We start from the raw sequence: 22,338 nt of genomic DNA on the forward strand, positions 1-22,338 counted from the left end.
GACCTAGCCTCCTTGTGCGCCGGCGGCCATACGCCCGCGCGGTCCGTGAAAATATTGCTGTATCCAGGGATGCGAATTCTGTTCCAGCTCCCGGATGGGTGCAACCGCGGCCACGCGCTTATCCGCCAGAACGGCGACGCGGTCGCAGATTGTATACAGGCTGTCGAGGTCGTGCGTGACCATGAAAACCGTCAGACCCAGCGTTTCCTTGAGGTCCTTGATCAGCATGTCAAAGGCCGCGGCACCGATCGGATCCAGCCCGGCGGTCGGCTCATCGAGAAAGAGAATGGCCGGGTCCAGCGCGAGAGCCCGCGCCAGCCCGGCGCGTTTTCTCATGCCGCCCGACAATTCGGATGGATATTTGGGTCCGGCTTCCGAGCCCAGCCCCGACAGGGCGATCTTCATGTCCGCGATCTCGACCATCAGGCGCTTGGGCATTTTCATATGCTCGCGAAGCGGTGCCATCACGTTTTCCCGCACCGTCAGAGAGGAAAACAGGGCACCGTTCTGGAAAAGCACGCCCCAGCTTGATTCCAGCTTGCGACGTTCCCCCGATGACATCGAATTGAGCCGCTGTCCGTCAAAGAAAATTTCGCCGGCGTCCGGGCGCTTGAGGCCGATAATCGTATTCATCAGGACCGACTTGCCCGTACCCGAGCCGCCCACGAGGCCCAGAACCTCCCCGCGCCGGACAGACAGGTCCAGCCCGTCATGAATGACGTGGGAGCCAAAGGCCGTCTTGATGCCCCGGACCTCGATGATGGTGTCATCGCTCATATATCGAGCTCCAAATACATCATGGCGAAAATAGCATCGATGACGATGACCATGAAAATCGACTGCACCACGGAAGCCGTCACCCGGCGGCCGAGCGATTCCACATCTCCGCCGACCTGCATGCCCTGCTTGCAGCCAATGATGGCGATCACGAGGCCAAAGACCGGGGCTTTCGACATGCCGACCCAGAAGTGGCTCCAGTCGATGGTTTCATGCATGCGCGTTATGAAAAAGCCGGGTGAAATATCCAGTGTCGCCCAGCTGACCATCATCCCGCCGAAAATGCCGGCCATCATCGCGCCAAAGGTCAAAAGCGGGGCCATGAAAACGCACGCGATGACACGCGGCACAACCAGCGCTTCATACGGGTCGAGTCCAAGGACGCGCATGGCATCGATTTCCTGCTGCATTTTCATCGAGCCGATCGCTGCCGTGAAGGCGGAGTCCGAACGCCCGGCCAGCATGATCGCGGTGATAAGGACGCCAAATTCCCGCAGGACCGCAATACCGACGAGTTCGACGGTAAAGACCGATGCCCCGAAGGTTTCCAGCAAATTGGCGCCCATAAAGGCCACGACAGCCCCGATGAAGAAGGTCAGCACCACCACTATGGGGAGCGCGTTAACCCCGGCTTCCTCCATGACATAGACGGTCGGCGTCCAGCGAAACCGATGCGGACGCAATAACAGCGAAAAACCGGTTGTCAGCGTGCGGCCGAAAAAGCCGAACGTCTCGATCGTCTCCTGAACGAAGGCGTCGAGCCCTGCTCCGATGCGCTCGAATGCGCGGACAAAGCCATAGCGTGCTTCCGGCGCGTCCGGCTCGCAATCAATCACGCGCTCGAGAATTTCACCGATCAGACGGCGCGCCGAGGCATGCTCGCCCCGAAAATGCCAGTCGGCATTGGGGCTGGAGCACTGATAAACGGTCCGGCCAAGCAAAAAAGCGCCAGTCGTATCAATCTGATCAAGGCGGGAGAGATCAATGACGACCCGCCCGGCATCATATTCGGACTCGACCCGCTCGATTTCGGAATAGATGGGTGTAATGGCGTCAATCACCCAGTCACCGATGGCCTCCACGATAACGTGTTGACCTTCCTGACGGATATTGATCTCTGCGATGTGACCCGACGCCATGCTCATTCACCCCTTCATGGCCAGTCTTAGTCGATTCATTCCAACTTAGGGAGTGCGAACCCGCAACAGTAGGTAAGCGCAAATACCGCCGATCGCAGCGGGAATTGCCATCAGAGCGAAACCCGCCCCGCCCGCATAGTCATATATGATGCCCGAGGCCGCGCTCATCGCTGCCAGAGCCAGGCCTCCGGAAAGCGCTGAATTGGCCGCCTGGGTGCTGGCCTGCAAGCGATCTGGCGCAAAGTCACTCGTGAAGCGCAGAAAGCCGAGATAGGCGGCCGCAAAGCTGAGGGCATGGGTCATTTGCAACACAAAGAGCACCGCCAATGGCGGCGAAAACGCAGTAAGCGTCCATCGCAGCACAGCGGCCCCGGCCGCGATCATCATGAGATGTGCCGGGCGAAAGCGGGACAGATATCGCCCGGACAGGGTCAGGAAGACGATTTCTGCCAAGACGCCGGTCGACCAGAGCGCGCCGACCATTTGCGGACGGATTCCATCGGCCTGCCAGCTGATGGCCGAGAAGACATAATAGAAGGCGTGGCTGCTCTGAATCAACGCGGATGCCAGCAGCGCAAGAACGAAAGGCCGCGTAATCAGCAGGCGCAGCGGCACGGGGTCGGTGCCCTTGGCAGGCTTCTGCCGATCGCCGACCGGCAGCCAATGGGCCGTCGCCACGGTGAGCGCGGCACCGCCCGCCATCCAGACCAGAGCCGCCTCACCGCCGAATTGGCCTATGAGCGCGCCCGCAGACAGGTTGGCGATGATGAAGGTCGCTGATCCGACCGCGCGCGCCGGCCCGAAGGCAAAGCCCTCCTTGCGGGAGGACCATGCCGCAAAGGCATCCACCAGCGGGATCTGCCCGCTGAACGTGGCTCCGGCCAGCGCCGCGACAATGGTCAGCAAAACGGCATCGCGGAACGGTGCGACCAACAGGAATCCTGCCAGGCCCGCCCAGGCAAAGCCGACAATGGCATCCCGGCGGCGGCTGGCACCATCCATCCAGGCCGCCCCTGCGGGTGCCAGGACGGTGCGGCCAATCATGCCGCCTGCCAGGGCAATGCCGATCAGTTCCGGCGACAGGCCGCGCGTTTCCAACCAGACCGGCAGGTAAGGCAGAAACGCGCCGAAGGCGAGATAAAAGGCGCCATAATGCGCGGCAAAGCGGAGCCCCGCCGGATGAAGAATCCGCCCGTTCATGAGCGCCGCGATAGCCTGTCTGCACATAAATGGAAAGCCTGTTGCATTCGCACCTTTGCAGTGCAGCAAAGCGCGGCTAGGTTCGCCGATCCAAAAAGGTGAACACTGTTTATGGATCAAGCCCTTGCCGATATTGCGCCGGACATTCCGGCGTCCGGATCACCCGAGAGCGAGACGCTGGCGCTGCATCCGCGCCGCGTATTGCTGACGGGTTATCGCTCCCATCCGCATGTCGGCGGGCAAGGCGTCTATCTGCGCGAACTGGCCATCGGGCTTCGCGATCTGGGGCATCAGGTCACCATCGCGTCCGGCCCGCCCTATCCTGATGTTCCAGAGGGCGTCGAGCTCATTGAATTCCCGGCGCTCAACCTTTTCGAAGAGAAAAATGCCTTTCTGGCGCTGCGTCCTAAACACCTGTTGTCCAAGGCGGATCGCTCGGAATGGCTGGCGCATAATACCGGCGCTTTTGGCGAATTGCTGGCCTTCAGCTACCGGCTTCAGACATGGCTCCGTCAGCATGCGAGCCGCTTTGACGTCGTCCATGACAATCAGACGCTGATGCCGCCCTTTATCGACATCTCGCGCGATGTGCCGGTTGTCGCCACCATCCATCATCCTGTGGCCATCGACCGTGGCTTTGCCGTCGATGGTGTGGCCAAATGGTGGGAAAAGGCGCTGACGCGGCGTTGGTATGGCTTCACCGATCTGCAGGCGAAGACGGTGCGCGCCCTGCCCTACATGCTGGCCGTCTCCGAGGCCGCCCGCGACAGCCATGCCGCGCACTATGGCATGCAGCCTGCCCAAGCCAGCGTCAGCTTCAACGGTATCGACCATGCCGTCTTCTGTCCGGATAGCGAGACACCGCGTCAGCCCGACCTGATCGCCGCAACCGCGAGTGCAGATGTCCCGATCAAGGGGCTGGACGTGCTGATGCGGGCCTTTGTGTCGCTGGCCGCGCAAAACCCCGCTCTGAAGCTGGAAATGATTGGCCAGCTGAGCGATGGCCGCGCCAAACAGATTTTGAGCGAGGCGGGCCTTCTGGATCGTGTCAGCTCCAGGTCCGGTGTGACCCGCGAAGACATTGCCGACCTGTATCGCCGCGCCAGCGTTGTTGTTTGCCCGGCCCGCTTTGAAGGCTTCGGCTTTCCTGCCGCCGAGGCCATGGCCTGCGGCGCCCCCGTGGTGGCCAGTGATGGCGGTGCCCTTCCGGAAGTTGTTGGCGACGCCGGCAGTATCGTTCCTGCCGGCGATGCGACCGCGCTGGAAATCGCTATCCGCGCCGTCCTCAACCAGCCGGACATGGCCCGCGAGATGAGCCTGGCCGGTGCACAGCGCGCCCGCAACGTCTTCAGCTGGCGTCATCATGCGCTGGCGGCCAGCGCCCTCTACGAGAAGGCGATTGCCGCGTGCTGACCATTGATTTCAAACGGCTCGATCTGCGCGATGGCGACCGGGTGCTGGACCTTGGATGCGGCCGGGGCCGCCACACCCACGCCCTCTACTGGCATGACGCCCCGGTTCATGTGACCGGGCTGGACCTGTCCGAAGCCGATGTAATGGCGACGCGGGAAAGCTTCGCCGATCTGCCGCCGCCTGATGAATCTCCCCTGCGCGTGGGAACTCTGGCCGCGGGCAATGCGCAGCGCCTGCCTTTCCCTGACAATACGTTCGATGCCGTGATCTGCTCGGAAGTGCTGGAACATGTCGATGATCCGGACGCGGCCATGGCGGAGATCACCCGCGTCACGAAACCGGGTGGACGCGTCGCTCTGTCGGTTCCGCGCTACTGGCCGGAATGGATTTGCTGGAAGCTGTCCAAAGGCTATCAGAACACGCCGGGCGGGCATGTCCGTATTTTCCGACAGGACGAGCTGCATGCGGGTGCGCGCCGGACCGGCCTTCGCAAGACCGGTCATCACTGGGCGCATGCTCTGCACAGCCCCTATTGGTGGCTGCAATGCGCGGTCTGGGACATTCGCGAGGAGCACGGTCTGGTGAAGGCTTACCGCCGGTTTCTGGAGTGGGATTTGCTGCAGGCACCGTGGATTACGCGAACGCTGGAGCGTCTGCTCAATCCGGTCATGGGCAAGAGCCTCGTCATGTATTTCGTGAAACCGGTATGAGCGATCTTATCAACCTGTCCGCCACCGCATCGCGGATCGAAGCGCTGCAGCTCGCCGATGGCTCCATACCGTGGATCGAAGCGGGCCTTTGGGACCCATGGAATCACGGCGAAAGCGCCATGGCGCTGGCCGTGGCGGGACGAACCGAAACCTGCGAGCGGGCGCTGGATGCACTGTTTGACCGGCAGGAATCCGACGGCGGCTGGACGGGCGAACTGGGCGCTGGCGTGCCACTGGATGACACCAACCGGCGGCTGGTGGTGGATAATCCGGCGACCGCCCGGGATACCAATTTTACCGGCTATGCCGCCGTGACGGTGTTACGCAGCGCCCTCGCCCTGAATGAACCCGGCTGGCTTGATCGCTATGCCGAACCGGTGCGCCGCGCCATGGCGTTTGTGCTCTCCTGTCAAACGCCAGAGGGCGATATCGTCTGGCGCAAGCCGGATGCCGGTGAAAAACTCAACAATGTCGACTCGCTGCGGGCCGGCAATGCCTGCCTTTACAAAAGCCTCGAATGCGCGATTCGGCTGGAGACCGCGTTATCGGGAGACATTGCACCCTTGATTGAAGCGCGGACACGTCTCGCGGACGCGCTGCATGACAAGGACTGGCGCTTTGATCGCAAGTCTACCGACCGCCGCCGCTATGCGATGGACTGGTATTATCCGGTTTTGTCCGGGGTGCACTCACGCGAAGAATCGAGGCGGCGGCTGGAAGCGGGCTGGTCGCGCTATGTGATCGAGGGGCTAGGCTCGCGATGCGTGGCCGATGAGCCCTGGGTCACGGCAGCCGAGACGGCTGAACTCGCGCTCGCCTGCCAGGCCGTGGGCTGGACGGCGAAGGCACGCAAACTAATCATGGACCTGGCACCGCTGGCGGCCCGCTCCGGCGGATACTGGATGGGCTGGCAGTTCGAGGAAGAAATCCTCTGGCCATATGAGCGCCCGGCCTGGACGTCTGCCGCCGTCATTCTGGCGGCTGATGCGATCGAGCATTTATCGCCGGGGTCAGATCTGCTGGTGACGCCGCTGAAAGCGGTCAGTCCGAAGCCACGCGACGCAAAACCTCCAGCGTCCTGACCCGCTCGACCGGCTCGAAATCGCCGGACTCCACGGCCTGCTTCCAGATTTCATAAGGCGGGCGCCCACCGTCAGCCGGGTCGGGAAAGACGTCATGGATCGCCAACAGACCGCCCGGCGCGACGCGCGGCGCCCAGCCATCATAGTCGGCCTGCGCGGCGGGCATGGAATGTCCGCCGTCGATAAAGACAAAGCCCATCGGCGTTGACCAATAGCGGGCGATGGCACCGGATTTTCCGACCAGCGGCACGACGAAATCTTCCAGCCCGGCAGCGTGTATGGTCCGCCGAAAAACCGGTAGCGAATCCACCGCGCCTGCAATCTCGTCGTAGAGTTCGGGATCAAAATATTCTTCGCCCGGCTGATGTTCTTCGGATCCGCGGTGGTGGTCGATGGAAAACAGGAGTGTGCCGGCTTCACGCGCAGCGGTTCCCAGATAGAGCGCTGACTTGCCACAATAGCCGCCGATTTCCAGAAACGGCCCGAGATGCGCGGTGCCCACCGCATAACGGGCGAGCGCGGCCCCTTCTTCGGGCTCGAGAAAGCCTTTGACAGAATCCGGATTCATCAGGGGATCAGCTGCCGATCGAATTGCGCAATTCGCGGCGGCGCGACATCAGGGCATCAGCGGCTCCGCTCAGCCGCTCCGAGGCCAGTTCCAGCGATCCGATTTGCGGCGAGAGATCATCTTCGCCAGCGTCATGACTGTCATTGATCTCGCGGAAAAGCGAAAGCGCCTGCCGCACATCACTGATCGCATATTCCAGCGCACCCAGATCGTCATTGAGGCTGCTGGCCGTCAGCCCTTGCGCCTCGGCCACCTGCTCGCCATCCACGGCCAGATCGTGAACCAGAGAGGTTGCTTCTGCGAGATCACGGCGGGCCGCTGCCCGGATGAGTTCGCTATCGGCACCGGTCAGCCCTGATGCTTCGAGATAGACTTCGACGGGACCCTGACGGTCATTATCGCCACGGCCAAACATCAACATGCCGGTCAGGCGTTGAACAACGGCGCCATGCTCCTCCGCGACCCAGCCGGCTTCGTGGAAGCGGGAGTCCAGAGCGGCTGCATTCTGGCGGAGTTCGAGTTGCGCCTCTGAAAGGGATTGGGCGCGGGAAACAAATTCGGCTGGACCTGAAGGGGTGGCAACGCACGCTGAGAGGCCTACCAGGCAGGCACACATCACTCCGGCACGAAACATCATATTTCCAACCCATATCGCTTCGGTGGCAGATTTATTTGCCCCCTTGGCCAACAATTCCTTGCCAGCCCTTGCCCCGTTTTCACTTTGGGGCAAGAACACCATGTCTTTCAAGGTAAAACATACAGGTTAGTCCTTTGCAAAAATCACAATCCCGCACGCCGCTCTTTCCGCCTCTGGAGCCTTTCCGTCATTTCCGCCTGAAAGTCGACGGCGGCCATGAACTTTATGTCGAGGAATGCGGGCGAAAGGACGGCCTGCCGGTTATTGGCCTGCATGGCGGTCCCGGCGGCGGTGCCAGCCCGATGATGCGGCGCTTCTTTGACCCGGAAAAGTACCGGATCATTCTTTTTGACCAGCGTGGATGCGGACGCTCAACGCCGCACGCCTCGCTAGAAAACAATACGACCTGGGACCTGGTGAAAGACATTGAAGCCATTCGTGAAGCGCTTGGAATCGAGAAATGGGTGGTATTTGGCGGCTCTTGGGGATCCACCCTGTCACTGGCCTATGCGCAAACCCATCCGGATCGTGCGCTGGCGCTGGTCTTGCGCGGCGTCTTCCTGTGCACGCAGGCCGAGCTCGACTGGTTCTACAAGGACGGTGCCAATCGGATTTTCCCGGATGCCTGGCAGAAACTGGTTTCGCGCCTCAGCGAGGCCGAACGCGACGATGTCCTCGCCAGCTATCATGCCCGCCTGATGCAGGATGATGTCAAAGCCCGGCAGGCCGATGCCGTCGCCTGGGCGGACTGGGAGAATGAACTGATTTCCTTTGCCTCGCCCGAGCCATCCTCGAATTCCAATCCGGCCCGCGCCGACGCGATCTCGCGGATTGAAACGCATTACTTCGTCAATAAGGGCTTTTTCGAGCGCGACAACCAATTGCTCGAAAACATGGACCGGATCCGGCACATCCCCGGCTATATCGCCCAGGGGCGCTATGACGTCATTACGCCACCGACGGCGGCCTGGGATATCGCCAAGGCCTGGAATGGAAATGCCCGGCTGGAGTTTATCTCCGATGCAGGGCATTCAGCCGGTGAACCGGGCACGGTGGACGCGCTGGTGCGCGCCACCGATGAAATCGCCCGGCGCTTTGGTTAGCTGCCGAACAGCATAACCGACAGGCCCCAGCCGAACTTTGCGTCCAGCCCCAGGATCAGGATCAGGGTCAGCGCCACCGGCGCGAAGAACCGCAGAACGAAACGGAAGAATCCGAACAGCAGCGGTGAAGCATGCGACAACTGAGCGTGTGCAATTTTCCGGTCGACCACCCAACCCATGAAGACCGCCATCAACAAGCCGGCCAGCGGCAGGGCGATGGAGCTCGACAGGAAGTCCAGCAGATCGAAGAAGGGGAATGAGAAAGCGACACCTGCGCCCACCAGCCAGATAAAGCCGCCAAATGTCCAGGCGATGGTGCTTTTGTGGAAGCTGGAGTTTTCCTCAATCCAGGCGACCACGGCCTGCAGAAGCGAAATCGATGATGTCAGTGCCGCAATCAGCGCGAGGATGAAGAAAGCTCCGCCGACGATATTGCCGCCCGGCATCTGCGAGAACGCCGCCGGAAGCGCCTGGAAGAAGAGGCCGGGGCCCGCCGTCGGCTCAATCGAGAAGGCGAAGACGAAGGGGAAGATGGCGAGGCCCGCAATCAGCGCAACGCCGGAGTCCGCCGCTGAAATGATGCCTGCCGATTGGCCGATATTGGCGTTCTTGTCGAGATAGGAGCCATAGGTGATCATGATGGCCGAACCCAAACCAATCGAGAAGAAGGCCTGCCCGACTGCTTCGAGGAAGGTCTGGCCATTCACTTCAGAAAAATCGACGGCGAAGAGGTAGCCAATAGCGGCTCCCATATCGCCGGCAATACCGGCATAAACGACCATGCCGAGCAACATGGCAAAGAAGATCGGCATCAGAATGGACGCGGCGCGTTCAATCCCGCCGGTCACGCCCTGTGCCACGACCAATACGGTCAGCACCATAAAGGCTGTATGCCATCCGAGTACGTTATAGCTGTCGGCAGAGAAGGTGCCGAAGGCCGCCTCGACGACTTCCGGTGCCTGTCCGGCAAACTCGCCGGAGAACATCTTGAATATGTAGGCTGCGACCCAGCCGGCCACGACCGAATAGAAACAGAGTACCAGAATGCCGCCGATCAGACCGACAAGGCCGGTCACGGCCCAGAGGCGCGAAGAGCCATTGTCCATGGCGACTTTCTGCACCGAACCGATGGCGCTTTTCTGGCCATACCGGCCCACAGACAATTCTGCCATCAGGATCGGGAAACCGATCAGGAGAATGCATGCCAGATAGATGATGACGAAAGCTGCGCCGCCATTCTCTCCAGCTGTGTACGGAAACCGCCAGAAATTCCCCAGGCCCACCGATGAGCCGATGGCCGCCATCAGAAATCCAAAACGTGACGACCAGTGTGCATGAGCCGCTGCGGCCATGGCAATTCTCCCCAGAAATGCAGCGGAAACCCCCGCCTGAACTGGCGTGAAACCTTCCCTATCCTGACGCAAGGGTCAAGGAATTCTAACCGTTATCCAAAGAGGCCTGCGCCGCGCGGTGGTTCGGCATTACGATGTATGTGCGCGCCGAGAATCAGGCCGAATCCGAAGAGCACGGCCAGCATCACCGTCCCGCCATAGGAGACGAGCGGCAGGGGCACACCGACCACGGGCAACATGCCGGTGATCATGCCGATATTGATGAAAACATAGAGGGCAAATGTCGTGGCTATGCCCATCACCAGCAATCTGAGGAAGGTGGATTTGCAAGACGCCGCAATCGCCAGCGCATTGGCCAGAACAAGTGCATAAAGACCGATCACGACCAGACCGCCAATCAGGCCGAACTCCTCACCGAGGATGGTAAAAATGAAGTCGGTCTGCTTTTCCGGCAGGAAGTTGAGCTGGGTCTGGGTGCCCTCGATAAATCCCCGTCCGGTCAGCCCGCCGGACCCGAGCGCAATCTTGGACTGGAGAATATGATAGCCCGCGCCTAGCGGGTCTTCTTCCGGGTTGAGGAAGGTGAAAATGCGCCGGCGCTGATACTCTTCCAGACCAAAACGCAAGAACGCCGGAATGGCAAAGGCGGCCGCTATGGCTCCGCCGATGATGATCCGCCAGCTGAGCCCGGCGAGAAAAACCAGCGCGGCGCCTGAGACCAGCACCAGAACCGCTGTCCCGAGATCGGGCTGATGCAGGATCAAGGCGGCGGGCGCTCCGATCAGGAAGGCCGGCATCAACAATCCGAACGCGGAATTGACCTTCTCCGGCGGCAGGTCGTGATAAAACCGTGCCAAAGCGAACACGACGGCCAGCTTCATGATTTCCGACGGCTGCATGCGGACCGGACCAATATCCAGCCAGCGCTGCGCCCCGTTAACGGTCTCGCCAAAGAACTCGACGCCTACCAATAAGGCCAATGCGCCAAGATAGATCGGATAGGACATACCCATCCAGAAGCGCGGCGGGAAAAGCGCAATGACGAGCATGATGCCAATGCCCATCGTAAAGCGGATCAGATGGCGGCTGGCCCAGGGATCCCAGGCGCCTTCAGCCGCCGAATAAAGCATGCCCACGCCGACAGCGCCGAGCAGGAGAAGGAGCAAGACCACGCTCCAGTTCAGCTCGAACAGCTTTTCCTGAAAGGTGCGCGGAACGGTTTCTCTGAAAACAGCCATCAGGTCGGTTGGCCCCCGCCCGAATTTGGACCGAAGGGGCCGGCCCCTGACGGATCGCGCTCGATAAGAAAACGCAAAACATCACGGGCGGGCCTTGCAGCCGCACGGGAACCGCCCCCTCCATGTTCCACGACCGTCGCGACCGCATATCGCGGACGATCTGCTGGCGCATAACAAACGAACATGCCGTGATCGCGCAGTCGCCAGGGCAATTCGTCCTGCGTGCGCACGCCCGCATCGCGCTCTTCCTGGGTAATCGAATAGACCTGTGCCGAACCCGTCTTGCCGGCCATCTCGACGCCCTCCACGCCCAGTCCGCCGAGCGTGTAATAGGACGTCCCGCCCGGTTCATGGACCACGGCGCGCAAGGCATCACGGACCACAGCCAGATGCTCCGGATTCTGAACGAGTTCCTGTCCCTGATCCGCCGGCCGGTCGAGGTAAAGGCGCGGGCTGACAGATCGGCCTGACGCAAGGCGCGCCGTCATGATCGCCATCTGGAGCGGTGAAGCGAGCATGAAGCCCTGCCCGATCGCGGTGATGAGCGTTTCACCCTCCGCCCAGCGCTGACCATAACGGGACAGCTTCCATTGCTCGTCCGGCACAATACCGCGGGAAATGCCGGCCAGCCCGATGTCCGGTGCTGATCCCAGGCCGAAGTCCCGCGCGGCCGCAGCAATACGATCAATGCCGAGGCGTTGCGCCATTTCGTAAAAATAGACATCGCAAGAGGTTTTGACAGCATCGCGGAGATTGACCCGGCCATGCCCCTGTCGGCGCCAACAGTGGAATTCGCGATTTCCGAACGGAATACTTCCCGTGCAGGTGACGCGCTCTCGCGTATCGACCACACCGGCTTCGAGCGCAGCGAGTGCGACGACCGCCTTGAAGGTTGAGGCTGGCGGATAAGTACCCTGCAGCGCCTTGTTATAAAGCGGGCGGTACTCGTTCTGATTCAATGCGTTGAAGTCTGTCTGCGAAATACCGGTCACAAACAGGTTGGGATCAAATCCGGGCGTGGAGGCCAGTGCCAGCAAATCGCCGGTCTCGACATCCATGGCGACAGCGGCCGCGCTTTCACCTTCCAGCCGGTCAAAGGCAAATCTCTGGACATCCGCATCAATGGTAAGGCGGACATCCTCGCCCGGCGTGGCAGGGTTGGACTGTTCCGGCAGCTCACGGATGACGCGGCCGAACGCATTGACCTCCACCTTGAGAGAGCCTGCCGCGCCGCGCAGTGTCTCCTCACGTGCGGACTCCGCCCCTGTCCGGCCGATGCGGAAACCGGGATGGCGCAAAAGCGGGTCATCGCCTGCATCGGCCTCGGAGGCCGGTTGCACATAGCCCAGAATATGGGCAAAGGCGGGGCCGGACGGATAGTCGCGGATTTCTGCGACTTCGGGAATAATGCCCGGCAAATCCGGCGTCTGAAGATTGATCGCGGCAAAACTGCCCCAATCAAGGTCATCGCGAATGGTCACGGGGCGAAAGCGCGGGGCGCGGCTGACATTGCGCAGAATGCGGTCGCGTTGCTCCGGCGTGATCTCGATCACACGGCCAAGACGATCGAGCGCTTCCTCGGCATCTCCGGCCTGTTCCGGAATCATGACCACGCGATAGCTGTCGCGATTGTCGGCAATCGGCACGCCGAAGCGGTCCAGAATGCGCCCCCGCGACGGAGCGGTCAGCAGGAAGTTGAACTGATTGTCTTCCGACAAGACGCGGTAGCGCTCGGTCTGGATGACCTGCAATTGATACAGCCGCGCGCCAAGGGCGGTGAATACGGCGGCGCCGCCCGCGCCCATCATCAGCGCCCGGCGGGTGAATTTAAGCTGTTGTTCCTGACGATCCGACTTCATCGCATCAAGACCCGAACGTGCCGCGCAGATTGCGGCGGCGAATGAATATGAAGGCCAGAAGCGGGAACATGAGCGCGGAGGCGACACCCTCGATCAGCAAGGGCCGCACCGGAGCCGGCTGGCCGATCGCCAGACTGCCCGCGCTCCACGCCACCGGTATGGCAATGGCCAGTACAACGAGAAAACGGATCCACACCGGGCCGAATTCGCGTGTCGGACCATCTTCATCGCGAGATCGGGCAATCGTCAGCGAGGTGAGATAGGCCAGCGCCCAGACGCCCAGCACGCCGCCGGTCAGCACATCATTCAATATCCCGATCACGAAAATCACAATGGGGGGAATAAATCGCGGTCGCACCGTCGACCAGATAAAGAGCGTCATGAGCGGCAGCATCGGCATCAGGTCCGGCCCGTTGGCTATGCGGAGAGGCGCTGCATAGAAGGCGAGTGCGAGGATCAGGCTGAGCACGGCCCAGACCATCAGGCCATAAGGCGGGCGCGTATCGATCGGCGATCTCATGGCTCACCTCCAACAGAGGTTTCGGTGCCGTCTGCTACGGAGGGATCCACACCCGCTTCGCCCGCGCTGTCCCCGGTCAGCAACGGTGCGTCCCCGGCGTCTGATTCTGCTTCTGGTGCCGCCATCGGCTCGAAGGGGAATACCCAGACGAAATCCACTGGCGCCTGGTCCGAATAGAGGCGAATCCGCCAGCGGCCCTGACGATCCCGCTGGGCCTGACCAACCGGCAGCCCCCGCGGCATGATTCCGTCATCCCCGGATGTCACGATGCGGTCGCCATCTTGCAGATCAGCATTGCGGGTGAGAAAATCGAGCCGCGGATATTCCGAGTTATCGCCGACCATAACGGCCCGCGCGTTGGACCGGTCCGCCATCACGGGAATCCGGCTGTTCAAATCCGTCAGCAGCAAAACCCGCGATGAAACGCGCCCGGTTTCCACCACGCGCCCAATCAGGCCGTAGACATTCAACACCGGGTCGCCGGTATCCACGCCCTGCCGTGTTCCCGCCCCGATCAGCCGGGATTGTACGAAGGGGCCATCCGGATCGCCCAGCGTCCAGGCCCCAATGCGGTTTTGCGTGGCCGGCGATTCGACATTCAGGGCTTCTTCATAGATTTCGCGCTGATCCCGCAATTGCAAGGCGAGATCGCGCCAGTACCGAGTCTCGTTCAAGCGCTGGCGGAGTTCGGCGTTTTCCTCGGCCAGCCGGGCCTGATTGCGCCAATAGGGCCCGATATTGCTGATACCGCGCACGGGCGCTGCCGCCAGATCGAGCAAGGGAGCCGATAAATCCGTGATCCCGGCCCGCAGACCTGCCAGCGCCGGAGACCGGGCTTGCGGCCGGTCAAACGCAATCAGAACAATGGATATGAGAAAGAGCGCGACCGTAAAGGTACGCGAAAAGCGGACTCCGCTTTCATCATTGCGCCTGGAAGATCCGCCGATCGCCAAGGCGACACTCCTTTTGGTTTGGGCTCAGGGCTAAACTGCCTCGGACAGGATAGGTCGCCAAAGCCTAAGGTTTTCTACCGCCTTGCCGCAGCCCATCACAACACAGGACAGAGGCTCGTCTGCAAGACTGACCGGCAGGCCGGTCCGCTCCCGCAATTCGGTATCCAGATTACGCAGCAGCGCACCACCACCGGTCAGCACAATACCCTTGTCTACAATATCGGCAGCCAGTTCCGGCGGCGTGGCTTCGAGCGCCTGCTTGACCGCCTCGACAATCTGCTCGACGGGCTCGGACAAGGCATCGGCAATCATGGCTTCAGTCACGGCAATCTCTCGCGGCACGCCGTTCATCAGGTCGCGCCCCTTGATTTCCAGCGTCAGCCCCTCGCCTTTCGGCGGCGGCATGGCTGATCCGATTTCTTTCTTGATCCGCTCTGCCGACGTCTCGCCAATCAGCAAATTGGCTGAACGGCGGATATAATTGATGATGGCTTCGTCCATCTTGTCGCCGCCGACGCGGACCGAGCGCGAATAGACGATACCCGACAGCGACATCACTGCGACTTCCGTCGTGCCGCCGCCAATATCGACAATCATCGAACCGGTCGGTTCATCAATCGGCAGGCCTGCGCCAACCGCGGCCGCCATGGGCTCGTCGATCAGGAAGACCTTGCGGGCGCCGGCCAGACGCGCGGATTCATGGATGGCCCGGCGCTCAACAGCCGTTGCACCTGACGGGACGCAGATGACGACCTGCGGCGAAACAAAGCTCTGACGGTTGTGCACCTTGCGCACAAAATAGCGGATCATCTCCTCGGCGACGTCGAAATCGGCAATAACGCCATCCCGCATCGGACGGATCGCTTCGACATTGCCGGGGGTCTTGCCCAGCATCATCTTGGCTTCGGCACCAACCGCCTGAACGTGCTTGCGGCCTTTCTCCAGTTTGTAAGCCACCACGGATGGCTCGTTCAGCACCACGCCGCGTCCCTTGACGTAGACAAGCGTGTTGGCTGTTCCGAGATCGATGGCGATATCGGCAGAGAGAAGACCAAAAAGACTATTGAACATGGGCGCGCGTTCATGTTGCGATCACCTGTCAGGCGATCAAATTTTCAAGAATTACCCTTGTGCGATGCTGCAGCGCGGAATGCAAGCGCGACAATGCAGCCACACGTCAAGTCTCTTCGTCTGTTTCTTCCGGAACGGGCAGACGGCGCCGCGCTGCGAGCATGATGACAAGCCAGACAGCCAGCGCCACAACCATCAAAACCGCCGCATAAAGCAGGTTTTCGCCTGACAGAACTGTCAACAGGCTTTGCCCGGTCAAACCGACCACCAGAATCTTGGGCGCGGTTCCCAGCATCGCGCCGAGAATAAAGGCCCAATAGGGCGTCTTCGATGCGCCGAACGCCATGTTGACGACGATGAAGGGACCGGACGGCACAATGCGCACCAGGGCGCTGGCGATCAGCCCGTTGCGGCCGACAAATTCCGCTGCGCGATTCATCCATTCGCCACCGAAGCGCTCCAGCAGTCCGGCGCCGAAACTTCTTCCCATCCAGAAGTTTACCGAGGCCGAACAGGCGGTGGCGATCCAGGCATAGGCAAAACCGTAAATCGGGCCAAAAGCGAGCATGGTTGCCGCCATCAGCACGAATTGCGGAGCGCCAAATAGCGACATGATGATGTAGATCACGATGGTCAGCGGCAGGGCATACCATTGGCTGGCGGCGGCCTCGAAGACCTGGCCAAGATTGTCCGTGCTGGCATCGAGGAATAGCCGGCCAAACACAAACACCATGCCGACGGATGTTAGAAGCGCAAAGGATACCATGACCGCGCGCTGAGCCCGGGCATCCATATTCAGAATGAAATGTAGAAAGCGCTTCATTGCGTTGCGGGTCCGGTTAATGCCTCGCCCCCCATATCACGCATAAAAGCTGTATCAATCCTTATCGCCAACCGGGCGTGCAGATGGATCGCGTTCGCCATTGGCGATGCGGGCCAGTTTCGAACGCTGGCGGGCCAGCACAGCCAGCTGCTGATCGAGAACCTTCAGGATTTCGCGGGCTTCCTGTTCATCAATCTCGCCTGGCGAACGTTCGGTTTCGCTCAGGGAATCCATGAGTGCTGTGATATTGCGCGCATGCTTGCGGCTGGCTTCTCCGGCCAGGGATAGCCAGTTGTCATCGTCCGATTGATCCAGCGGCATGAAAATACCGCCGGCCAGATAGGCCAGATCTTTCGCCGCGGCCGTCGCGCCTGTCGCTTCTGTCAGCTTGGCCACACGAGAATAGGAGATTTCGTTCGTCGCATCCGGATCCGCCAGCGCATACACGCGGGTGCGGGATAACTCCAGCAATTGCATTACCGCGGGAACACCGCCCGCTTCCTCAAAAAGCGCGGCAACCACCGACTTCGGGTCTCCATAAGGACGTTCCTTGACCGGCTTGAATGCCATCGACTCGCGCTCCGCTCATGCTGCAACGCGGCAAACCTAGCCAAATAACTCAAAGTGGCAAGCAATCAGGGCTATTCTTCCGCCGCTGGCTGCTCGCGGGAATTGGTGACGCCCGTGTCCAGCACATACTGCCAGCCCTCCGATCCGAGACGCCACGCAGATACGTAATTACCGGTCGCAACCGGCGCTGATGCGTGATCTCCGTCCGGATGATAGCTCCAGTCTCCGTAAGTGATGGCGAAATCGCCGGCTTCGCCCGCATAGCCGCCGCGCGGCTCCCAGTGCAGAAGGCCGGTCGCACCTTCGCGCGACGAATAGATGGCATCGGAACCGACAATATCATCGATATTCGGCTGGATCAGACGCGCATCATCGGCCGCATAAAGCCGAAATCCTTCCGCAATTCCGTTTTCCGCTGCGTAGGCTGCAAATTCGCGATCGGTCTGCATTGCCTGCGCGACGGCCTCGTCGGCATTCTGCATCATCGACAGCGCCATCGCGCCCGCAAATATAAATGACATTGGCATAATCATCTCCAGAACTGATGTTTCGACTATCCGACTGAACGATCCAGCTGTGAAATCACGTCTGCGAGAGAAACCTTTCCATCCGGACAGGGGAGCCGCTGCCAGTCCGGCATCTGATTGCGAAGCCAGGTCAGCTGCCGCTTGGCGTAGCGGCGGGAGTCCTGCTTAGCCTGATGCACCGCCTCGGCAAGATCAAGCTGCCCGGCATGGACGGCCAATAGCGGCGGAACGCCCAGCGCCTTCATCGCCGGCAGAACCGGATCGAGGCCGCGCTCGGCCAGTGCGGCGACCTCCCCCAATGCACCTTCGTCCAGCATGCGGTCAAAGCGTTGCTCAATGCGGGCGTAAAGCGCGGCACGTTCCGGTTCGATGACAAGCCCGATCCAGTCGTCTGGTGCCAGCAACGGGTGGGTATCGGCCTGATAGTCGGAAATCGCCTTGCCGGTCTCGAGACCGATTTCGACAACCCGCATCATGCGTTGACGGTCGGCCGGCTTGATGCGGGCCGTTGCGGCCGGATCACAAGCCATCGCCTGTTCGCGCAGAGCCTCCAGCCCCTGAGCGGCAATGTCCTCGACCGATTGGCGGGTCCGCGCCGAAATCTCTGGCATGGCGGCCAGACCCTTGACCAGCGCGCTGAAATACAACCCGGTTCCACCCACGAGGATGGGCCGCTTACCGCGAGACCGAATGTTATCAATGCAGTCCATGGCCGCATCCGCCCACCAGCCGACAGAGGCCCGTTCGGATGCGTCCAGCACGCCAAAGAGATGGTGGGGAATGCCGCCCTGCTCACCCTCGTCCGGCCGCGCCGAGAGAATGCGCAGATCGCGATAGACCTGCATGGAATCGGCATTGATGATTTCGCCATTCAGAGAGCGGGCGAGGCCTACCGACAGGGCGGTTTTGCCGGACGCCGTCGGTCCGGCCAGCAGGATGACGGGATCTGTGTTCGCGATCACCGGCGAATGGACTGGAAGACGAATTGCCCGCCGCGATTCAGCTGGAACAGCGCGACATCCCCGTCCTCATACTCGCCCAGAACCGTGACGGCTTCGGCGAGGGTCTCGACCGGCGTATAGGCGATCTCGGTAATGACGTCGCCCGGACGCGCCTTCGCGGCCGCGTCGCTGAGTGGGTCGACGGCCACGATGAGCACGCCTTCAGCATCAGGATGAACGCGGAAGCGGCGGCGTGATGCGGCGTCCAGCTCGGCCAGGGTAAGGCCGAACATTTCGGTCTCGCCAGATTCGACCTCGGGACGGGTCCGAAGCGTCCGGTTTTCCGGGCGTTCCTCGGCCAAACGTTCGACGGTTGCGGTCAATGTCACCGGTTCTCCGCGGCGCTGGACTTCTATCCGAACCCTGCGGCCAATTTCGGTCTCTGCAACCAGACGCGAGAACATGCGGTCATCGACAATGTCGAAGGTGTCAAAGCTGAGAACGAGATCGCCTTCCTGAAGCCCGGCGTCAGCCGCCGGTCCACCCGCCGTTATCCGGCGAACCAGCGCGCCACGCGGCGTGCTCAGTCCGAGGCTCTCGGCAAGGTCGGAATCAACATTCTGGACACTGACCCCGAGCCAGCCGCGACGGGTCTCGCCATATTCGATCAACTGTCCCACAACGCGTTCGGCAATCGCCGAGGGAACAGAAAAGCTGATGCCGACACTGGCTCCGGTTGGCGAATAGATCAGCGTATTGATGCCGATCACGTCACCATCCAGATTGAAAAGCGGGCCGCCGGAATTACCGGTATTGATGGCCACATCGGACTGGAGATAGTCGTCATAGCGGCCGCCAACATCCCGGCCGCGGGCTGATACCACGCCCGCCGTCAACGATCCGCCAAAACCAAACGGGTTGCCGATGGCAATGACCCAGTCGCCGACACGGGCGGCATCGGAATCGCCAAAAGAGACATAGGGAAAGTCTTCATCCGCCGACTGGATTTGCAGCACGGCCAGATCGGTCACCGGGTCGCGGCCGATCAGCGTGGTCGGCAATGTCCGGCCGTCGGTCAGCGTCACTTCGATTTCATCGCCATTTTCGATGACGTGATTATTCGTCACCACCGTGCCGCTGGGGTCGATGATAAAGCCGGAGCCGAGGGAGTTGGCGATCCGCGGTGCGTCCCCGAAGAATTCGTTGAAACGCTCCAGTGGCGAACCTTCGGGAAAGTCGGGCATGTTGCCGTCATCGTCTCCGAGGCGCTGAGCGGAAGAAATGTTGACCACGGCAGGGGCCAGCCGATCATTCAGGTCGGCAAATCCCTCCGATGGAATTCGTTGCGCTGCCGCTGCGCCGGTAAGCACAATGAAAGACAGAAAAGCGGCAAGAATACGCATACAAAACTCCCAAATGGTCGACTCTGGTGTCTACATGCCGCGAAGCGCGGCACGGGGCAAGGTGACTGACGATTTCGTCAACAATATGTGCGGGATTTCACGCCGCGCCCAATTGCCGGGCGAGCGCGACGATGGCCACGCCGAGAGCCAAAGCGAACAGCCCGGCGAAGCGCAAGGCTCCGTCCGGGCTGTTTTGTATTTCAGCCATCATGCGTTTCATCGCACCTGGCGCGGCGGCGTAGACAAAGCCTTCCACCGCCAGAGCCAGTCCCACACCCAGAAGGATGTAGATCAGCATGACTGCGCCTTAATTGTCGCCGTTTTCAGCTCCGAAATACTCGAAGAATTCCGAATTCGGCGGGATCACGATCGGTGTTCCGCTCTGAATGGCTTCTTCATACGCCAGCATTGACCGGTAAAAGGAGAAGAACTCCGCGTCCCGGTTATAGGCTTCGGCATAGATGGCATTCCGTTGGGCATCACCTTCACCACGCAGACGCTGGGCATCTGCCCGCGCTTCGGCGACGATGATCCGGGCGTCGCGGTCTGCCTCGGCCCGGATTTCCTGAGCGACCTGTTCGCCCTGGGCCCGGATACCGGCCGCTTGCTGCTCACGTTCCGAGCGCATGCGCTGGAAGACACGTTCGGCAATCGTCGGCGGCAGGTCAGCGCGCAGGATACGGACATCGATCACATCAATGCCGAGGTCCTGAGTGCGGACTTGTGCTTCAACCGCTTCCTGAACGCGGTCCATGAGTTCGGACCGCTGACCGGAGATCACGTCTTCGGACGGGATGGAGGCGATCACGCCGCGCAGGCTGTCATTCATGATGGAACGCAGGCGGGTGCGGACACCATTCTCATCACGCACCGTCTGATAGAAGCGTAGCGGATCAGAAATCCTATAGCGCAGGAAGGCATCCACCACGAGGCGTTCCTGGTCTGCAGCCTGAATTTCCTCGGGCAGCATATCAAACTCGATATTGCGCTTGTCGAAATAAATGACCTGGGTCACGAACGGCATCTTGAAATGCAGACCGGCATTATCCGCCCCCATTTCATTCACCACACCAACAGGATCGCCGAATTGCAGGATCAAGGCGCTCTGACGCTCATTGACGACGAATATGGATTGAGAAACGACGACCGCAGCGCCAACGCCGATCACGATCAGAAGAGTGGAAATAAGGCGTCCCATTTTACTGACCTCCCTGCGTACGGTTACGGCCAAGCTGATCCAGCGGGAGATATGGTATCGCCCCGCCCTGCTCGTCCAGAATGATGAGCTCGGACCCGCCGAGCACGCGTTCCATGGTTTCCAGATACATCCGGCGGCGAGTCACATCCGGCGCTAGTGCGTATTCGTTGTAAATGGCCACGAAGCGGTCAGCATCACCCTGGGCCTCGGCAATCACCGAGTCGCGATAACCTTGGGCTTCCTGACGCAACTGAGCTGCATTACCGCGCGCTTCCGGGATCACCCGGTTGGCGTGAGCGGTGGCGTTCAGCCGAACGCGTTCTGCATCCTGAGCGGCAGAATCAACGTCCCGGAAGGCGTCAATCACCGACTGAGGCGCCTGCGCCCGTTCCAGGTTGACCTGGAGAATCTGGATGCCGGCTTCATACTCGTCGAGTGTTTCCTGCATCACCTGACGGGTTCGCTGGGACACTTCGGCCCGCGCGGTCGTGATAATCGGCACCAGGTCCGACGTGCCGGCTACTTCACGCATGGCGCTTTCGGCAACGGCGCGAACAGCCGCTTCGGGGTCACGGACATTGAAGACGAAGTTGTCGATGTTCGCCGTATCCACACGCCATTGCACTTCAAAGGCGATGTCCACGATATTCTCGTCGCGCGTCAGCATCTGGCTCTCGGCAATATTGTTATTGCCGATGGAGATGGTGCGGGTTTCGGTGACGTTCGGGAATTCGACCGATTCAATCGGCCACGGCATTTTCAGATTCAGGCCCGGCGGTGCGGTGCGCACATATTCGCCAAAGCGCATGACCACGCCGACTTCCGACGGCTGGACCTGATAAACGGCCTGCCCCGGCCAGATGATCACACCAAAGCCCACGGCTGCTGCAATGATGATGGCACCGAAAACGCCGCCACCCTTGCCGGACTTGCCGCCGCCGGATGATCCACCGGAACCGCCGCCGCCAAACAGACCGCTCAGGCCTGCCTGCAGCTTTCCGATCAGCTCGTCGAGATCCGGGGGTTCCTGACCGCCACGGCCACCACCGCCGCCGCCATTCTGACCCCAGGGATTATTCCTGTTTCTGTCGCCATTATCGCCGGAACCCCATGGGCCACCGCCGCCTCCGCCTGCATTGTCATTCCAGGGCATGTAGGAGCATTCCTCCGTTAAGATCAGTCTTGCGCGTGTATGTGGACGCCTTTGCCCGCAGATTCAAGCGGAACCGGTGCGCTGCGCGTCCCTCTTGGCGG

At 60.9% G+C, this 22,338-nt stretch carries 23 protein-coding genes; 4 read left to right on the forward strand and 19 right to left on the reverse strand.

Annotated features, from left to right (window positions below; translation table 11 throughout):
* Positions 1-3: 3 nt before the first annotated feature.
* Genes P0D52_RS09085 through P0D52_RS09095 form a run of 3 tightly spaced genes read right to left on the reverse strand, consistent with a single transcriptional unit; the run spans position 4 to position 3,116 of the window.
* Entirely contained in the window at positions 4-777 is a 774-nt protein-coding gene (locus P0D52_RS09085; RefSeq protein WP_394692341.1) for an ABC transporter ATP-binding protein, read from the reverse strand.
* The gene (locus P0D52_RS09090) at positions 774-1,916 is read right to left on the reverse strand and encodes an ABC transporter permease (protein ID WP_394692342.1); all 1,143 of its coding nucleotides are present in this window, start codon (positions 1,914-1,916) and stop codon (positions 774-776) included. Before P0D52_RS09090 ends, P0D52_RS09085 begins: the two co-directional genes overlap by 4 nt.
* Before the next feature lie 45 nt (positions 1,917-1,961).
* The gene (locus P0D52_RS09095; RefSeq protein WP_394692343.1) at positions 1,962-3,116 is read right to left on the reverse strand and encodes an MFS transporter; all 1,155 of its coding nucleotides are present in this window, start codon (positions 3,114-3,116) and stop codon (positions 1,962-1,964) included.
* A 111-nt stretch (positions 3,117-3,227) separates the two neighbouring features.
* Between P0D52_RS09095 and P0D52_RS09100 the strand changes: the two genes are divergently transcribed.
* Genes P0D52_RS09100 through P0D52_RS09110 form a run of 3 tightly spaced genes read left to right on the forward strand, consistent with a single transcriptional unit; the run spans position 3,228 to position 6,321 of the window.
* Positions 3,228-4,529: a glycosyltransferase family 4 protein gene (locus P0D52_RS09100; protein ID WP_394692344.1), complete on the forward strand. Its 1,302-nt coding sequence runs from the start codon at positions 3,228-3,230 to the stop codon at positions 4,527-4,529.
* Positions 4,523-5,239, forward strand: a complete 717-nt coding sequence (locus P0D52_RS09105; protein ID WP_394692345.1) for a class I SAM-dependent methyltransferase — start codon at positions 4,523-4,525, stop codon at positions 5,237-5,239. Before P0D52_RS09100 ends, P0D52_RS09105 begins: the two co-directional genes overlap by 7 nt.
* A complete protein-coding gene (locus tag P0D52_RS09110) occupies positions 5,236-6,321 on the forward strand; it encodes a hypothetical protein (RefSeq protein WP_394692346.1) in 1,086 nt (361 codons plus the stop codon). Before P0D52_RS09105 ends, P0D52_RS09110 begins: the two co-directional genes overlap by 4 nt.
* Here the strand turns inward: P0D52_RS09110 and P0D52_RS09115 are convergent.
* Together P0D52_RS09115 and P0D52_RS09120 are read right to left on the reverse strand one after the other, a co-directional pair.
* Complete coding sequence (locus P0D52_RS09115) at positions 6,281-6,889, reverse strand: class I SAM-dependent methyltransferase (RefSeq protein ID WP_394692347.1); 609 nt, start codon at positions 6,887-6,889, stop codon at positions 6,281-6,283. The two genes, P0D52_RS09110 and P0D52_RS09115, sit on opposite strands and share 41 nt — an antisense overlap.
* A gap of 7 nt (positions 6,890-6,896) precedes the next feature.
* Positions 6,897-7,526 carry a hypothetical protein gene (locus P0D52_RS09120; protein ID WP_394692348.1) on the reverse strand — a complete coding sequence of 210 codons (630 nt, stop codon included), beginning with the start codon at positions 7,524-7,526 and terminating at the stop codon, positions 6,897-6,899.
* A gap of 134 nt (positions 7,527-7,660) precedes the next feature.
* On the opposite strand from P0D52_RS09120, the gene pip reads away from it, so the two are divergent.
* On the forward strand, positions 7,661-8,629 hold the full coding sequence (pip, locus tag P0D52_RS09125; protein ID WP_394692349.1) for a prolyl aminopeptidase: 969 nt from the start codon (positions 7,661-7,663) through the stop codon (positions 8,627-8,629).
* On the opposite strand, the gene P0D52_RS09130 is transcribed toward pip, so the two are convergent.
* The 14 genes from P0D52_RS09130 to hflK form a co-directional block, all read right to left on the reverse strand.
* Positions 8,626-9,981 carry a sodium-dependent transporter gene (locus P0D52_RS09130; protein ID WP_394692350.1) on the reverse strand — a complete coding sequence of 452 codons (1,356 nt, stop codon included), beginning with the start codon at positions 9,979-9,981 and terminating at the stop codon, positions 8,626-8,628. The two genes, pip and P0D52_RS09130, sit on opposite strands and share 4 nt — an antisense overlap.
* A gap of 92 nt (positions 9,982-10,073) precedes the next feature.
* On the reverse strand, positions 10,074-11,219 hold the full coding sequence (gene rodA / locus P0D52_RS09135; RefSeq protein WP_394692351.1) for a rod shape-determining protein RodA: 1,146 nt from the start codon (positions 11,217-11,219) through the stop codon (positions 10,074-10,076).
* Complete coding sequence (gene mrdA, locus P0D52_RS09140; RefSeq protein ID WP_394692352.1) at positions 11,219-13,078, reverse strand: penicillin-binding protein 2; 1,860 nt, start codon at positions 13,076-13,078, stop codon at positions 11,219-11,221. The genes rodA and mrdA overlap by 1 nt, the downstream gene beginning before the upstream one ends.
* A gap of 4 nt (positions 13,079-13,082) precedes the next feature.
* Positions 13,083-13,598, reverse strand: coding sequence for a rod shape-determining protein MreD (gene mreD, locus P0D52_RS09145; RefSeq protein ID WP_394692353.1), 516 nt, complete (start codon positions 13,596-13,598; stop codon positions 13,083-13,085).
* Positions 13,595-14,551 carry a rod shape-determining protein MreC gene (mreC, locus tag P0D52_RS09150; RefSeq protein WP_394692354.1) on the reverse strand — a complete coding sequence of 319 codons (957 nt, stop codon included), beginning with the start codon at positions 14,549-14,551 and terminating at the stop codon, positions 13,595-13,597. The genes mreD and mreC overlap by 4 nt, the downstream gene beginning before the upstream one ends.
* A 30-nt stretch (positions 14,552-14,581) precedes the next feature.
* On the reverse strand, positions 14,582-15,622 hold the full coding sequence (locus P0D52_RS09155) for a rod shape-determining protein (RefSeq protein WP_394692355.1): 1,041 nt from the start codon (positions 15,620-15,622) through the stop codon (positions 14,582-14,584).
* 106 nt (positions 15,623-15,728) lie between these two features.
* Positions 15,729-16,445: a TVP38/TMEM64 family protein gene (locus tag P0D52_RS09160; protein ID WP_394692356.1), complete on the reverse strand. Its 717-nt coding sequence runs from the start codon at positions 16,443-16,445 to the stop codon at positions 15,729-15,731.
* A 54-nt stretch (positions 16,446-16,499) separates the two neighbouring features.
* The gene (locus tag P0D52_RS09165) at positions 16,500-17,015 is read right to left on the reverse strand and encodes a hypothetical protein (protein ID WP_394692357.1); all 516 of its coding nucleotides are present in this window, start codon (positions 17,013-17,015) and stop codon (positions 16,500-16,502) included.
* Between the two features lie 71 nt (positions 17,016-17,086).
* Positions 17,087-17,542 (reverse strand): YybH family protein, encoded by a 456-nt coding sequence (locus tag P0D52_RS09170; protein ID WP_394692358.1) that lies wholly within the window; start codon positions 17,540-17,542, stop codon positions 17,087-17,089.
* Positions 17,543-17,568: 26 nt separating this feature from the next.
* Positions 17,569-18,504, reverse strand: a complete 936-nt coding sequence (miaA, locus tag P0D52_RS09175; RefSeq protein ID WP_394692359.1) for a tRNA (adenosine(37)-N6)-dimethylallyltransferase MiaA — start codon at positions 18,502-18,504, stop codon at positions 17,569-17,571.
* Entirely contained in the window at positions 18,501-19,886 is a 1,386-nt protein-coding gene (locus P0D52_RS09180) for a Do family serine endopeptidase (protein WP_394692360.1), read from the reverse strand. Before P0D52_RS09180 ends, miaA begins: the two co-directional genes overlap by 4 nt.
* Positions 19,887-19,983: 97 nt before the next feature.
* Positions 19,984-20,184 carry a DUF2065 domain-containing protein gene (locus tag P0D52_RS09185; RefSeq protein WP_187166941.1) on the reverse strand — a complete coding sequence of 67 codons (201 nt, stop codon included), beginning with the start codon at positions 20,182-20,184 and terminating at the stop codon, positions 19,984-19,986.
* Between the two features lie 9 nt (positions 20,185-20,193).
* Positions 20,194-21,084 (reverse strand): protease modulator HflC, encoded by an 891-nt coding sequence (gene hflC, locus P0D52_RS09190; RefSeq protein ID WP_394692361.1) that lies wholly within the window; start codon positions 21,082-21,084, stop codon positions 20,194-20,196.
* Between the two features lies 1 nt (position 21,085).
* Entirely contained in the window at positions 21,086-22,237 is a 1,152-nt protein-coding gene (gene hflK, locus P0D52_RS09195; protein WP_394692362.1) for an FtsH protease activity modulator HflK, read from the reverse strand.
* Positions 22,238-22,338 lie beyond the last annotated feature (101 nt).

Source organism: Hyphobacterium sp. (genome assembly GCF_043584775.1).
Lineage (GTDB): Bacteria > Pseudomonadota > Alphaproteobacteria > Caulobacterales > Maricaulaceae > Hyphobacterium.

Excerpts from the sequence above, each read along its gene's own strand:
- P0D52_RS09110 (WP_394692346.1), top strand. The coding sequence starts at position 5,236 with ATGAGCGATCTTATCAACCTGTCCGCCACCGCATCGCGGATCGAAGCG.
- P0D52_RS09115 (WP_394692347.1), bottom strand. The coding sequence starts at position 6,889 with ATGAATCCGGATTCTGTCAAAGGCTTTCTCGAGCCCGAAGAAGGGGCC.
- P0D52_RS09090 (WP_394692342.1), bottom strand. The coding sequence starts at position 1,916 with ATGGCGTCGGGTCACATCGCAGAGATCAATATCCGTCAGGAAGGTCAA.
- P0D52_RS09160 (WP_394692356.1), bottom strand. The coding sequence starts at position 16,445 with ATGAAGCGCTTTCTACATTTCATTCTGAATATGGATGCCCGGGCTCAG.
- P0D52_RS09185 (WP_187166941.1), bottom strand. The coding sequence starts at position 20,184 with ATGCTGATCTACATCCTTCTGGGTGTGGGACTGGCTCTGGCGGTGGAA.
- mreD (WP_394692353.1), bottom strand. The coding sequence starts at position 13,598 with ATGAGATCGCCGATCGATACGCGCCCGCCTTATGGCCTGATGGTCTGG.
- mrdA (WP_394692352.1), bottom strand. The coding sequence starts at position 13,078 with ATGAAGTCGGATCGTCAGGAACAACAGCTTAAATTCACCCGCCGGGCG.
- P0D52_RS09100 (WP_394692344.1), top strand. The coding sequence starts at position 3,228 with ATGGATCAAGCCCTTGCCGATATTGCGCCGGACATTCCGGCGTCCGGA.
- rodA (WP_394692351.1), bottom strand. The coding sequence starts at position 11,219 with ATGGCTGTTTTCAGAGAAACCGTTCCGCGCACCTTTCAGGAAAAGCTG.
- hflC (WP_394692361.1), bottom strand. The coding sequence starts at position 21,084 with ATGGGACGCCTTATTTCCACTCTTCTGATCGTGATCGGCGTTGGCGCT.
- P0D52_RS09130 (WP_394692350.1), bottom strand. The coding sequence starts at position 9,981 with ATGGCCGCAGCGGCTCATGCACACTGGTCGTCACGTTTTGGATTTCTG.
- P0D52_RS09155 (WP_394692355.1), bottom strand. The coding sequence starts at position 15,622 with ATGTTCAATAGTCTTTTTGGTCTTCTCTCTGCCGATATCGCCATCGAT.
- hflK (WP_394692362.1), bottom strand. The coding sequence starts at position 22,237 with ATGCCCTGGAATGACAATGCAGGCGGAGGCGGCGGTGGCCCATGGGGT.
- P0D52_RS09095 (WP_394692343.1), bottom strand. The coding sequence starts at position 3,116 with ATGAACGGGCGGATTCTTCATCCGGCGGGGCTCCGCTTTGCCGCGCAT.
- P0D52_RS09170 (WP_394692358.1), bottom strand. The coding sequence starts at position 17,542 with ATGCCAATGTCATTTATATTTGCGGGCGCGATGGCGCTGTCGATGATG.
- P0D52_RS09165 (WP_394692357.1), bottom strand. The coding sequence starts at position 17,015 with ATGGCATTCAAGCCGGTCAAGGAACGTCCTTATGGAGACCCGAAGTCG.
- P0D52_RS09085 (WP_394692341.1), bottom strand. The coding sequence starts at position 777 with ATGAGCGATGACACCATCATCGAGGTCCGGGGCATCAAGACGGCCTTT.
- P0D52_RS09120 (WP_394692348.1), bottom strand. The coding sequence starts at position 7,526 with ATGATGTTTCGTGCCGGAGTGATGTGTGCCTGCCTGGTAGGCCTCTCA.
- P0D52_RS09180 (WP_394692360.1), bottom strand. The coding sequence starts at position 19,886 with ATGCGTATTCTTGCCGCTTTTCTGTCTTTCATTGTGCTTACCGGCGCA.